Consider the following 12,231-nt stretch of genomic DNA (forward strand, 5'->3'; position numbering starts at 1 on the left):
GCGCAGCAGCCCGTCTGCCTCGCGGGCCTCCTCCAGGCGGGTCTCGCACTGGCGCAGCCCCAGCACCTCGCGCTCCACGGCGATCTCGAGGTCGCGCACGCGGCGCTCCTCCTCGTTCTGGCTGGCCCGCAGGGCGCGGGCGCGCAGCAGCGCCAGCTCGCCCTTGAGACGGTGCTCCTCGTTCTTGAGGGTCTGGTAGCGGCGCGCCGCCTCCGCCTGGCGCCGGAGCCGCTCGAGCTGCTTGTCGAGCTCCTCGCGGATATCGTCCAGGCGCTCCAGGTTCTCCTGGGTGCGGCGCATGCGGTTCTCGGTCTCGCGGCGGCGCTCCTTGTACTTGGAGATGCCGGCGGCCTCCTCCAGGGTGGCGCGCAGCTCCTCGGGGCGCGCTTCGATCAGCCGCGAGATCATGCCCTGGCCGATGATGGCGTAGGAGCGCGGGCCGAGGCCGGTGCCGAGGAAGAGGTCGGCGATATCGCGCCGGCGGCACTTCTGGCCGTTGAAGAAGTAGCTGGACTGGGCCTCGCGGGTGACCAGGCGCTTCACCGCGATCTCGGCGTACTGGGCGTAGGGGCCGCCCAGGGTGCCGTCGCGGTTGTCGAAGAGCAGCTCGATGGAGGCCTGCCCCACCGGCTTGCGGCCGGTGGAGCCGTTGAAGATGACGTCGGTCATCGACTCGCCGCGCAGGGTCTTGGCGGAGGACTCCCCCATGACCCAGCGCACCGCGTCGATGATGTTGGACTTGCCGCAGCCGTTGGGCCCGACGATGGCGGTCATGTTGCCGTCGAAGGGCACCGTGACCGGGTCGACGAACGACTTGAAGCCCACCAGGCGTATCGACCTGAGGCGCATCGACGACTATCCGGGGCGGTCAGTCGAAGACACGGTCGATGATCAGCTCGACGGGCTCGCCGTCGGTGGCGCCCACCGGCACCCCCTCCAGGTCGCCGAACAGGTCACCGGCCTGGGGCGTGGCATCGCCGGTGGCCGAGACCCGCACCATCAGGCGCGCCTCGCGCACCTGGGCCAGGCTCGCCTCGGACGACATGGCGCTGCGCTCGTCGAGGATCACCTCGGTGGGCAGCTCGCTGACCGGAAAGCGGGTCACCGCCAGCGGCGGCAGCTCGCCCTCCATGTCGCGAGCCACCACGAACACCGTGGCGTCGTCGCCGAGGCGGCCGTTGAGCGCCTCGTCGAGGCGCACATGAACGCGCACCCCGGAGCCCTCGGCCTCCCCCATCACCGGCTCCTCGGGCGCCATCCCCAGGCGCTGCTGGGCGATGCGGATGCCCTCGCGCAGCGCCTGACCGGTGCCCGCGTCGCTCATCCCGGCGATGGCGCGCCGCCAGTAGTCGATGGCCGCCTCGTAGTCGCTGCGGTCGAAGGCCTCGATGCCGAGCACCCCGAGCACCGTGGGCTGGCTGGAGTCCAGCTCCAGGGTCTCGTCCACCAGTGCCTGCACCCGCGGGGTCAGTTGGCGGTCGGCCATGAAGAACTCGATCTGGGCCAGGTTGGCGACCAGCGAGGCCTGGCGCCCCTCGATCTCGATCAGGCGCTCCAGGGCGTGGATCGCCTCGCGGCCCCGGCCCAGATCCCGGTAGACCGGAAACAGCGAGGCCCAGACGTTGGGGTTGTTCGGCTGACGCACGGCCTGCTCCTCGAGGCGCTCGAGGAGCATCTCCAGGGAGCCCTCGGGATGGTTCTGGACCTCCTCCTGGACGGCCAGCAGGGCGAGGTCGCCCTCGGCTCCCTCGCGCTGGTACCAGAGCACGCTGGCGGCCACCACCAGCACCATCAGGATCGGCACGACCAGACGACCGGAGGCACTTGCCTTGAGCGGCGCCCGCGTGAGGTTCTCGGTGTCCTCCAGCAGGCTGCGCTCGAGCTCGAGGCGATCCTCCTCATACCGCGCCTGGTCGATGTCACCGCGCTCGAGGGCGGCCTCCAGCGACGCCAGGCGGCGCTGGAAGATCGCCACGTTCTGCTCGGCGGTGCGGTCGTCGGCCTCGTAGTCGCGCTGGGCGTCGTGCACGGCCCGGGCCCGGCGCAGCGGCGCGACCAGCAGCCACAGGGCCGGCAGCAGCAGGACGGCGAAGGCAATCCATAACAGGGTCATTCGGTTCTCTCGCGGTTGATCAGGGCTTGCAGTCGGGTACGCTCCTCGGCGGTCAGAGCCTTGGCGGAGGCGTTCTGGCGCGACCTCACGATCAGGATCACCAGCAGGGCGCCGAGCACCACCAGGCCGGCCGGCAGCCCCCACAGCAGGTAGGTACGCCCCTCCAACCGCGGGTTGTAGAGCACATAGTCGCCGAAGCGCTGCACCATGTGCTCGCGGATCTCGATGTCGGAGACCCCCTCATTGAGCAGCAGATAGATCCGCTCGCGCATGTCGGCGGAGACCGGGGCGTCGGAGTCGTTGATCGCCTGGTTCTCGCAGGTGGGACAGCGCATCGAGGCCGTCAGGCTGCGATAGCGCTGTTCCAGCACCGGGTCATCGAACTCGCGCACCTCGATGCCGCCGGCCTGGGCCAGGCCGGCCACCAGCAGCAGGGCGAGCGTCGTCAGCAGGATTCGCATCAGCGCCACTTTTCCACCTCCGGCAGGATCTTCTCACGCACCTCGCCCGGGGCGATGTAACCGACATGGTGATAGCGAATCACCCCGTCGGCATCCACCAGGAAGGTCTCGGGGGCACCGAACACGCCGAGCTCGAAGCCCAGCTCGTTGTCCGGATCGAAGATGTTGATCTCGAAGGGGTTGCCGAACTCCTCCAGGAAGCCGAGCCCCTTCTCGCGGGTGTCCTTCCAGCTGATTCCCACCATGCGGATGTCGTGGCGGTGCGAGAGGTCGAGCAGCTGGGGCATCTCGCGCTTGCACTCGGGGCACCACTCGCCCCAGACGTTGACCAGGGTCAGCTCGCCGGTGGACAACAGCGAGCGGTCCACGCGGCGCTCGGGGTCCTCCAGAGTGGCGAGGTCGAATTCCGGGAAGTCCCGGGCCATCAGCGCCGACTCGCGATGGAAGGGGTTGAGCGACAACCCCTGGTAGAGAAACAGCGACAGGGCCAGGAAGCCGATCAGCGGCAGCAGCAGCAGAAGGCGGCGCTTCATGCGGTCGCCTCCTTGCCCGCGCCCTTGCCGGCGGCTGCCCTGAGTGCCTCCTCCTCCGGGTCCGGGGCGGTCGCCAGGCGGCGGTAGCGCTTGTCGGCCACGGCCAGCACCCCGCCGATGGCCATCAGTAAACCGCCGAGCCACAGCCAGCGCACGAAGGGCTTGTACTGCACGCGCATGGCCCAGCTGCCGTCGCCCAGGTCCTCCCCCATGGCCACGTAGAGGTCGCGGAAGAAGCCGGGGCGCAACGCCACCTGGGTCATCGGCATGCCGGTGGCCAGGTAGAGGCGCTTCTCGGGATTCATGGTGAAGCTGCGCTCACGGTCGCCGCGCTGGACCTCGATCACCGCCCGGTCAGCCAGGAAGTTGGGGCCGCGGCGGTCGGTCAGCTCGGTCATGGTAAAGGTGTAGCCGGCGACCTGGACGCTGTCGCCCGGCCCCATTCGCACGTTGCGTTCGATGTTGTAGTTGGAGACGATCGCCACGCCGACGATGGTCACCGCCACCCCCAGGTGGCCCAGCTGCATCCCCCAGTAGGCCAGCGACAGCCGCTTCAGGCCCGCCCCGATGGAGCTGGCGTGACGGGTCTTGTCGTAGAGGTCGCGCAGCATGGGCAGCACGATCCACAGCGCGGCGATCAGGCCGATGGCCACCGCCGCGCTCCAGCGCTCGGCGAAGATCAGCGGCAGCGCCACCCCGAGCACCACGGCCACCGCCGCGGCGAGCCACAGGCGCTGGACGAGCAGGCGCGGGGCGGTATTCTTCCAGCGCGAGATCGGCCCGAGCCCCATGAAGACGACCATGATCAGCGTCAGCGGCACGAAGAGCGCATTGAAGTAGGGAGGGCCCACGCTGATCTTGCCCAGGTCCAGGGCGTCGAGGATCAGCGGATAGACGGTGCCCATCAGCACGGTGACGGTGATGATCACCAGCATGATGTTGTTGATCAGCAGCAGGGCGTCACGGGAGAGCCAGCCGAAGCCCACCTGATGACTGACCCGCGGCGCGCGCAGAGCGAAGATCAGCAGCGACAGGCCCACGGTGATGCCCAGCAGCATCAGAATGAAGAAGCCGCGGGAGGGGTCGTTGGCGAAGGCGTGCACCGAGGTGAGCACCCCGGAGCGCACCAGGAAGGTGCCCAGCAGCGACAGCGAGAAGGTGGAGATCGCCAGCAGCAGGGTCCAGCTCTTGAAGGCCCCGCGCTTCTCGGTGACCGCCAGGGAGTGCATCAGGGCGGTACCGGTCAGCCAGGGCAGCAGGGAGGCGTTCTCCACCGGATCCCAGAACCACCAGCCGCCCCAGCCCAGCTCGTAGTAGGCCCACCAGCTGCCGAGTGCGATGCCCACGGTGAGGAAGGCCCAGGCCAGGTTGGTCCAGGGACGGGCCCAGCGCGCCCAGGCGGCGTCCAGGCGGCCGCCCAGCAGGGCGGCGATGGCGAAGGCGAAGACCACCGAGAAGCCCACATAGCCCATGTAGAGCATCGGCGGATGCAGGATCAGTCCGATGTCCTGCAGCAGCGGGTTGAGGTCCGAGCCGTCGGCCGGCATGTGCGGCAGCAGGCGCTCGAAGGGGTTGGAGGTGGCCAGGATGAAGAGCAGGAAACCCACGCAGACCAGCCCCATCACGCCCAGCACCCGGGCGACCATGTCGCGAGGCAGCTCACGGGAGAAGCGCGCCGCGAAGTAGCCCCAGCCAGCCAGCATCAGGCTCCACAACAGCACCGAGCCCTCGTGGTTGCCCCACACCGCACTGAACTTGTAGTACCAGGGCAGCATGGAGTTGGAGTTGTTGGCCACGTTGGCCACGCTGAAGTCGTCCAGCATGTAGCTGGCCGTCAGGCAGGCGTAGGCGATAGCCACGAACAGGAACTGCCCGGCCGCCATGGGCCGGGCATAGGCCATCCACAGCGGGCGACGGGTCGCCGCGCCAGCCAGGGGCATCACCGACTGCACCACCGCCATCAGCAGGGCGATGACCAGGGCGTAGTGGCCGATCTCGGGAATCATCTTGGTCAGCATGGGTACTCCGGATCAGTACGAGCTGCTGGCGGCGCCGTTGCCTTCCTCGGCCCCCAGGCGTTCGGCCACCTCGGCGGCCTTCTGCTGGAAGTCCTCGGGCTTGTAGCCGGCGTCGATGAGGGCCTGGGCCACCTCCGGCGGCATGTAGTTCTCGTCGTGGCGGGCCAGCACCTGGTCGGCCTTGATATAGCCGCCCTGCTGCAGCTGGCCCACCACCACCACGCCCTGCCCCTCGCGGAACAGGTCGGGCAGGATGCCACTGTAGTGGACGCGCACGTCTTCGACGTAGTCGGTCACGGTGAACTCCACGTCCAGGCTGTCGGGGTTGCGCACCACCGTGCCCTCCCGGACCATGCCGCCGGCGCGGATCTGGCGTTCATAGGGGGCATCGCCGGCGGCGATCTGCACCGGGCTGAAGAAGAGGTTGATGTTGGCCCGCAGGGCATAGAGGGTCAAGCCGACGGCCACGGCCGCCAGGGCGACCAGGCCCAGGATCACGTAGAGCTTCTGCTTGCGCTTCGCGGTAAGGCTAAGGGTCATGACGATTACCACCCACTTGATGTGAAACTCCAGCCATCTCGCCCTGACCGGCACCCAGGCGCTCCTCGCGGCGCACCCGGCGCTGCAGGTTGCGCAGCAGCTGGCGACGCTCGGCACGGGCATGCAGCACGATGCCGACGAGCAGCCCGGCGGTCACCGCCCAGGCCGCCCAGACGTAGGGGGCATGCCCCCCCATGGCGATGAATTCGTTGAAGGATTCGAAGGCCATCAGCACTCCTCCCCGGCCAGGTCACGCACCCAGCGCTTATTGGACTCCCGGCGCAGGATCTCGCTGCGGGTGCGCATCAGGGTCAGGGCGATGAAGAAGCTGTAGAAGCCCAGCACCATGATCAGCAGCGGCGCCCACATCTCCATGGGCATGCCGACGCGACCGGTGATGTTGAAGGTGGCCGGCTGGTGCAGGGTGTACCACCAGTCCACCGAGTACTTGATGATCGGGATATTGATCACCCCCACCATGGCCAGCACCGAGGCGGCCCGGGAGGCGCTGTCGCGGCTGGCGAAGGCGCCGCGCAGGGCGATCACCCCCAGGTAGAGGAACAGCAGGATCAGCATGGAGGTGAGGCGCGCGTCCCACATCCACCAGGTGCCCCAGGTGGGCACACCCCACACCGCGCCGGAGAAGAGCGCGACAAAGGTCATGGCCGCCCCCAGGGGGGCCATCATGGCCGCGGCCATATCGGCCACCTTGATCTTCCAGACCATGTAGACCAGGCCACACACCGCCATGGAGACGAAGATCGACTGCGCCAGGAAGGCCGACGGCACGTGGACGTAGATGATGCGGAAGCTGTTGCCCTGCTGGTAGTCGGCGGGCGCGAAGGCCAGGCCCCAGACGCTGCCGACCAGGATCAACGCCGTCGCGGCGAGCCAGAAGAAGGGCTGCAGCCTGGCGCTGATGGCATAGAACCACTTGGGGGAGCGTAACTTGTTAATAAAGGCCCACATGCCTCCACCTCTCAACCGTTGATACTGATACGCAGCGACGCCGCGATGGCCCAGGGCGCCAGCATCAGCGCCAGGGCCAGCAGGGCGCCCAGGATGGCCAGGTGGGCCGCGGCCCCGTCGCCGAGGATCGCCGCCTGCACGGCGCCGGCACCGAAGATCAGCACCGGGATATAGAGCGGCAGCACCAGCAGCGACAGCAGCACCCCCCCGCGGGAGAGCCCCACGGTGAGCGCCGCGCCGATGGCGCCGATCAGGCTCAGGCTGGCGGTACCCAGGGCCAGCGAGAGCGCCAGCACCAGATAGCTGCCGGCGGGCAGCGAGAGCATGATCCCTAGCACCGGCGCCATCAGCGCCAGCGGCAGGCCGGTCAGCAGCCAGTGCACCGCCACCTTGGCCAGCGCCAGCAGGGGCAGCGGCTGCGGCGTGAGCAGCAGCTGTTCCAGGGAGCCGTCGTCATAGTCGCCGCGAAACAGGCTGTCCAGGGAGAGCAGCGCCGCCAGCAGCGCCGCCACCCACAGCAGGCCCGGGGCGATGGTGGCCAGCAACTCCGGATCCGGCGAGATGCCGATCGGGAACAGGGTGATCACCAGCGCGAAGAACACCAGGGGGTTCAACACCTCGCTGCGACGGCGCATCAGCAGCACCAGGTCGCGTTTGAGGGTCGCCCAGAGTGCGACCGCCAGGCCGCCGTCCGGTTCCCTCCGGGCCAGGGTGCGACACTGTGCCGCAGGCTGATGGCTCTCAGTGAGCGACATGGGCATGCCCTCCTCGACCCAGGCGAATGCGCCGCAGCTCGCCCGTTTCCCGGAGCTCGTGGTGGGTGGTCACCAGCACGCAGCCGCCGGCCCGGGCATGGATAACCAGGCGCTCCTCCAGCGCCGCCACCCCGTCGCGGTCGATGGCGGTGAAGGGCTCGTCGAGCACCCACAGGGGGCGCGGGGTCAGCTCCAGGCGGGCCAGCGCCACCCGGCGCTGCTGACCCGCGGAGAGCTGTCCGGCCGGTACATCCTCGAAGCCTACCAGGCCCACCGACTCCAGCGCCGCCAGGCGCACCGCCTCGTTGCCGCGCTCACCGGCCAGCGCCTGGTACCAGGCCAGGTTCTCCAGGGGCGTCAGGGCCGCCTTCACCCCGGGGGCATGCCCCAGGTAGAGGAGGCTCTCGAGGAAGGCCTGGCGCGACTCGCGCATCGGCGCGCCGTTCCAGAACAGCTCGCCCTGGTAGTCGGCCAGCTGCCCCGAGAGGATCTTGAGCAGGGTGGTCTTGCCGCTGCCGTTGGGGCCTTCGATGCGCACGACCTCTCCGGAACGGATGTCCAGATCGAGGTTCTCGAAGAGCCAGCGATCATCCCGTTCACAGGCCAGCTGTCGGGCTTGCAGGCGCAGGGTCAAGGCACACTCCGGCATGGGTAATTTGGCTCGAGACTCTACACGGAAAGCCGTTTTCCTACCAGATAAGCGGCTGCGTCAGCCCATCGCGGTTGACCCCGGTCAAGAGGATTGCCGATCGCACGCCTTGCCAGATCGTCACCCGCTGCTATCCTACTCAAGTACTGTACATTCCAACAGTATTCAGCCCCGCGGCTGCCGACAGGAGATCCCCCATGCCCGAGGTCACGCCCCGCTTCCTCCTTCGTCGTCCCAACCTCCCCCTCGCCGAGTCCTGGGCCCCGCTGGGCGCGACGGAAACCGCCGCCGCCGCCCTGATCGAGATTCCGCTGCTCGGTAGCGTCTCGGCGGGCCTGCCCATCGAGGCCTGCCCGGACAGCGCCCGCGTCCGGGTGCCCCGGCGCATGGTCCGCCGCAACACCTATGCCCTGCGGGTGCGCGGCGACTCCATGATCGATTGCAACATCTTCGACGGGGATGTGATCATCATCGAGCGCCAGGAGAGCGCCGAGAACGGCGAGACGGCGGTGGTAATGATCAACAACCGGGAGGTCACCTTGAAGAAGCTCTATATCGATCGCGCCGGGGTGCGCCTGCAACCCGCCAACGAGCGCATGGCACCGATCGTCCTGAAGAACAGCGACATCCAGGTGCTGGGGCTGGTAATGGGCGTGGTGCGCCAGGGTGGGCTGGCCGCCTGATGCGCTACCCCGTGCCCGACCTGCCCCCCGGCGGACGCCACGAGAGCGAGATCGAGGTGGAACGCAGCCGCTTCCTCACCTGGCTCTGTCACGCCCCCGAGCCCGCCGCCTTCGAGGCGCTGCTGGCCGCCGCCCGGGCGGCCCACCCCGGCGCCAGCCACCACTGCAGCGCCTTTATCGCCGGCCCGCCGGGCGAGCAGGCCGCCATCGGCTTCTCCGACGACGGCGAACCGGGCGGCACCGCGGGCCGCCCCATGTTCCAGGCGCTGGAGGGCTCGGGGCTCGGCCAGGTGGGCTGCGTGGTGATCCGCTACTTCGGCGGCACCAAGCTGGGCACCGGCGGGCTCGCCCGCGCCTATGCCCAGGCGGTGGCCCAAGGCCTGGAGCACCTGCCCCGCCGCGAGCTGGTGGAGCGCCGCCCGCTACGCCTTCGGGTCGAGTTCGCCGGCGAGGCCGAGGCGCGCGCCTGGCTGGCCGCCCACGAGATCCCCGTGGAGGCCGCCGACTATGCCGCCGAGGGGGTGATCCTCAGCGTGGGCTGGCCAAGCGACCGGCCCGTCGACCTCGACGAGCTCGCCTCCCGGCTGCGCGGGCGGCTGACGCGGCTGCCCCCGCCCTGAGCCGGCTCAGCGGCCCGGCCGCTCGCCGAAGCTAGCCTTAGCCACCACCGACACGGAACGCCATCGCCCATGACTCCCGAACCCCAGGCGCCGCTGGGCGCCCTCTTCTGGGCCTTCACCCGCATCGGCCTGCTCGGCTTCGGCGGCGGTCCCTCGATGATCCCCCTGGTGCACCAGGAGGTGGTCAAGCGCCACGCCTGGATGACGGACGAGGAGTTCGCCGACGTCCTGGCCATCGCCAACACCCTGCCCGGCCCCATCGCCACCAAGATGCCCGGCTACATCGGCTACCGGGTGGCGGGCCTTGGCGGCTGCGCCATCGCCGTGGCCGCGGTGATCGTGCCGATGATCTTCGCCATGATCCTGCTGCTCGGGGTCTTCAGCCGCTACCGCGATGTGGCCTGGATCCGCGGCATGGGCCAGGCCGTGGTGCCGGTGGTGATGGTGATGCTGGCCCAGCTGACCCTGGACTTCTGGCACAAGTCGCGCCTGGCGCTGGGCTGGGTGATCAGCCTGGTCATGGCGGGCGTGGCCGGCGGGCTGATCTACGGCCTGGGGCTGCACCCCGGCTGGGTGATCGGCGCCCTGCTGGCCGCGGCCCTGCTGCGCCCCGGGCGCCGGCCGGCGGAGGCCCGACCATGATCTACTGGGAGCTGTTCCTCGCCTTCTTCATTCCCAACATCATCGGCTACGGCGGCGGCCCCGCCATCATTCCGCTGATCGAGGCGGAGGTGGTCGGGCGCTACGGCTGGATGAGCGCCCAGGAATTCGCCGAGACCCTGGCGCTGGGCAATGCCCTGCCCTCCCCCATCGCCACCAAGATGGCCGGTCAGATCGGCTTCGAGGTGGCCGGGGCGGGCGGCGCCCTGGTCACCGTGCTGGCCACGGTGGTGCCCTCGCTACTGCTGATGCTGGGCGCCCTGGGGCTGCTCTATCGCCATCGCGACTCCCCCCGCGTCAAGCGCATGAGCCAGTGGGTGCGCCCGGTGATCGCCCTGATGATGGGTTGGCTGACTCTCGGCTTCTTCCTGGAAGGGCTCGGCGGCGCCGGTCTGCTCCACACCCTGGTGATCGGCGCCGCCGCCGCCGTCGCCCTGCTGCACTTTCGCACCCACCCCGCCTTGGTGGTGCTGGGGGCGCTCCTCTACGGAGGGCTCTTTCTCGGCTGATGCCCCTGGGCCGATCCGGCCACTTCTCGATCACCAACGCCTACCCTGGCTCACAATGGCCCGGCAGGGCGACGCCTGAGTCGATTCAAGGAGCTTACGATGCAACACGATGCGCTCTACTACCCCAGCCCGTCGCGGCGCATGGCCGCCTTCGGCACCCGCGGCATGGTCGCCACCTCCCAGCCGCTGGCCGCCCAGGTAGGCATGACTATCCTCCAGCGGGGCGGCAACGCCGTGGATGCCGCCATCGCCTCGGCCGCGGCGCTGACCGTGGTGGAGCCCACCTCCAACGGTATCGGCGGCGATGTGTTTGCCATCGTCTGGCTGGACGGCAAGCTGCACGGGCTCAACGCCAGCGGCCCGGCGCCGCAGGCGGCAAGCATCGAGGCCATGAAGGCCCTCGGCCACGCGAGCATGCCCAACCACGGCCTGCTGCCGGTCACCGTGCCCGGCGCCCCGGCCGCCTGGGTCGCGCTCTCCGAGCGCTTCGGCCGGCTGCCCTTCGCCGAGCTGCTGGCCCCGGCCATCGCCCTGGCCGAGGCGGGCTTTGCGGTCACCCCGGTCATCCATCAGCTGTGGGCCGAGGCATTCCAGAGCTACTCGGCCTACGACGACGCCGCCTTCGCGTCTTGGTTCGACACCTTCGCCCCCGAGGGGCGCGCCCCGCGGCCGGGCGAGTGCTGGGCGTCGCCGGACCATGCCCGGACCCTGCGCCGCATCGCGGAGACCCAGGCGCGCGACTTCTACGAGGGCGAGCTGGCCGAGCGCATCGACGCCTTCTTCCGCGAGCACGACGGGCTCTTGCGAAAGGAGGATCTGGCGCGCTTCGCACCGGAGTGGGTCGACCCGATCAGCGTGCGCTACCAGGGCCATGATATCTGGGAGCTTCCTCCCAACGGCAGCGGCCTGATCGTGCTGCAGGCGCTGGGCATGCTGGAGCGCCTGGGCCCGGAGGGGCGCGACCCGGTAGAGACCCTGCACCGGCGGATCGAGGCCACCAAGCTGGCCTACGTGGACGGCTTCGCCCATATCACCGAGCAGGACGCCATGCGCCCGAGCGTCGAGCAGATGCTCGCCGACGACTACCTCAGGGCCCGCGCCGGGCTGATCGGCCACGAGGCCCTGGACCCGGTCCACGGCAACCCGCTCAGCGGGGGCACCGTGTATCTCGCCACCGCCGATGGTGACGGCAACATGGTGTCGTTCATCCAGAGCAACTTCAAAGGCTTCGGTTCGGGCATCGTGGTGCCCGGCACCGGCATCAGCCTGCAGAACCGCGGCTGGTCCTTCTCGCTGGACCCCGAGCATCCCAACGCCCTGGCGCCGGGCAAGCGCACCTACCACACCATCATTCCCGGCTTCATCACCAAGGACGGCCAGGCGGTGGGCCCCTTCGGGGTGATGGGCGGCTACATGCAGCCCCAGGGCCATGTGCAGGTGGTGACCGGCATGCTGGCGGACCACCTCAACCCCCAGGCGGCACTCGACATGCCGCGCTGGAAGTGGACGAAGGGCAGGACCCTGGAGGTCGAGCCCCACTTCCCCGACCACCTCGCCCAGGCGCTGGCCCGGCGCGGCCACGACATCGTCAAGGTCGCCGACACCATCAGTTTCGGCCGCGGCCAGATCATCCTGCGCGACCCCATCACCGGCGTGCTGTGCGGCGGCACCGAGCCGCGCACCGATGGCGCCGTGCTGCCCTGGTAGGCACACGACGAGGG

General features: G+C 69.4%; 15 protein-coding genes. 5 read left to right on the forward strand and 10 right to left on the reverse strand.

Annotated elements, in window-relative coordinates; all coding sequences use genetic code 11:
* From J5F18_RS18825 to ccmA, 10 genes are all read right to left on the reverse strand, one after another.
* The coding region (locus J5F18_RS18825) for an AAA family ATPase (RefSeq protein ID WP_346300048.1) at positions 1–849 on the reverse strand (849 nt) is incomplete at its 3' end.
* Positions 850–868: 19 nt separating this feature from the next.
* Positions 869–2,113 (reverse strand): c-type cytochrome biogenesis protein CcmI, encoded by a 1,245-nt coding sequence (gene ccmI, locus J5F18_RS18830; protein ID WP_346300049.1) that lies wholly within the window; start codon positions 2,111–2,113, stop codon positions 869–871.
* Positions 2,110–2,583, reverse strand: a complete 474-nt coding sequence (locus J5F18_RS18835; RefSeq protein ID WP_346300050.1) for a cytochrome c-type biogenesis protein — start codon at positions 2,581–2,583, stop codon at positions 2,110–2,112. The genes ccmI and J5F18_RS18835 overlap by 4 nt, the downstream gene beginning before the upstream one ends.
* Positions 2,574–3,107, reverse strand: coding sequence for a DsbE family thiol:disulfide interchange protein (locus J5F18_RS18840; RefSeq protein WP_346300051.1), 534 nt, complete (start codon positions 3,105–3,107; stop codon positions 2,574–2,576). Before J5F18_RS18840 ends, J5F18_RS18835 begins: the two co-directional genes overlap by 10 nt.
* Positions 3,104–5,125: a heme lyase CcmF/NrfE family subunit gene (locus tag J5F18_RS18845; protein WP_346300052.1), complete on the reverse strand. Its 2,022-nt coding sequence runs from the start codon at positions 5,123–5,125 to the stop codon at positions 3,104–3,106. The genes J5F18_RS18840 and J5F18_RS18845 overlap by 4 nt, the downstream gene beginning before the upstream one ends.
* Before the next feature lie 12 nt (positions 5,126–5,137).
* The gene (ccmE, locus tag J5F18_RS18850) at positions 5,138–5,665 is read right to left on the reverse strand and encodes a cytochrome c maturation protein CcmE (RefSeq protein WP_346300053.1); all 528 of its coding nucleotides are present in this window, start codon (positions 5,663–5,665) and stop codon (positions 5,138–5,140) included.
* Entirely contained in the window at positions 5,655–5,894 is a 240-nt protein-coding gene (ccmD, locus tag J5F18_RS18855) for a heme exporter protein CcmD (RefSeq protein WP_346300054.1), read from the reverse strand. The genes ccmE and ccmD overlap by 11 nt, the downstream gene beginning before the upstream one ends.
* Positions 5,894–6,634 carry a heme ABC transporter permease gene (locus J5F18_RS18860; RefSeq protein WP_346300055.1) on the reverse strand — a complete coding sequence of 247 codons (741 nt, stop codon included), beginning with the start codon at positions 6,632–6,634 and terminating at the stop codon, positions 5,894–5,896. Before J5F18_RS18860 ends, ccmD begins: the two co-directional genes overlap by 1 nt.
* An 11-nt stretch (positions 6,635–6,645) precedes the next feature.
* Entirely contained in the window at positions 6,646–7,389 is a 744-nt protein-coding gene (gene ccmB, locus J5F18_RS18865) for a heme exporter protein CcmB (protein WP_346300056.1), read from the reverse strand.
* On the reverse strand, positions 7,376–8,023 hold the full coding sequence (gene ccmA / locus J5F18_RS18870) for a cytochrome c biogenesis heme-transporting ATPase CcmA (protein WP_346300057.1): 648 nt from the start codon (positions 8,021–8,023) through the stop codon (positions 7,376–7,378). The genes ccmB and ccmA overlap by 14 nt, the downstream gene beginning before the upstream one ends.
* Before the next feature lie 212 nt (positions 8,024–8,235).
* Between ccmA and J5F18_RS18875 the strand changes: the two genes are divergently transcribed.
* The 5 genes from J5F18_RS18875 to J5F18_RS18895 all read left to right on the forward strand — a co-directional run bounded on the left by J5F18_RS18875 (position 8,236) and on the right by J5F18_RS18895 (position 12,217).
* Positions 8,236–8,721, forward strand: a complete 486-nt coding sequence (locus J5F18_RS18875; protein ID WP_346300058.1) for a S24 family peptidase — start codon at positions 8,236–8,238, stop codon at positions 8,719–8,721.
* Entirely contained in the window at positions 8,721–9,341 is a 621-nt protein-coding gene (locus J5F18_RS18880; RefSeq protein WP_346300059.1) for a YigZ family protein, read from the forward strand. Before J5F18_RS18875 ends, J5F18_RS18880 begins: the two co-directional genes overlap by 1 nt.
* 69 nt (positions 9,342–9,410) lie before the next feature.
* On the forward strand, positions 9,411–9,983 hold the full coding sequence (locus J5F18_RS18885) for a chromate transporter (protein WP_346300060.1): 573 nt from the start codon (positions 9,411–9,413) through the stop codon (positions 9,981–9,983).
* Complete coding sequence (locus J5F18_RS18890; RefSeq protein ID WP_346300061.1) at positions 9,980–10,510, forward strand: chromate transporter; 531 nt, start codon at positions 9,980–9,982, stop codon at positions 10,508–10,510. The genes J5F18_RS18885 and J5F18_RS18890 overlap by 4 nt, the downstream gene beginning before the upstream one ends.
* A 99-nt stretch (positions 10,511–10,609) precedes the next feature.
* Entirely contained in the window at positions 10,610–12,217 is a 1,608-nt protein-coding gene (locus tag J5F18_RS18895) for a gamma-glutamyltransferase family protein (RefSeq protein ID WP_346300062.1), read from the forward strand.
* Positions 12,218–12,231 lie beyond the last annotated feature (14 nt).

This window comes from Halomonas sp. BM-2019 (genome assembly GCF_017584085.1).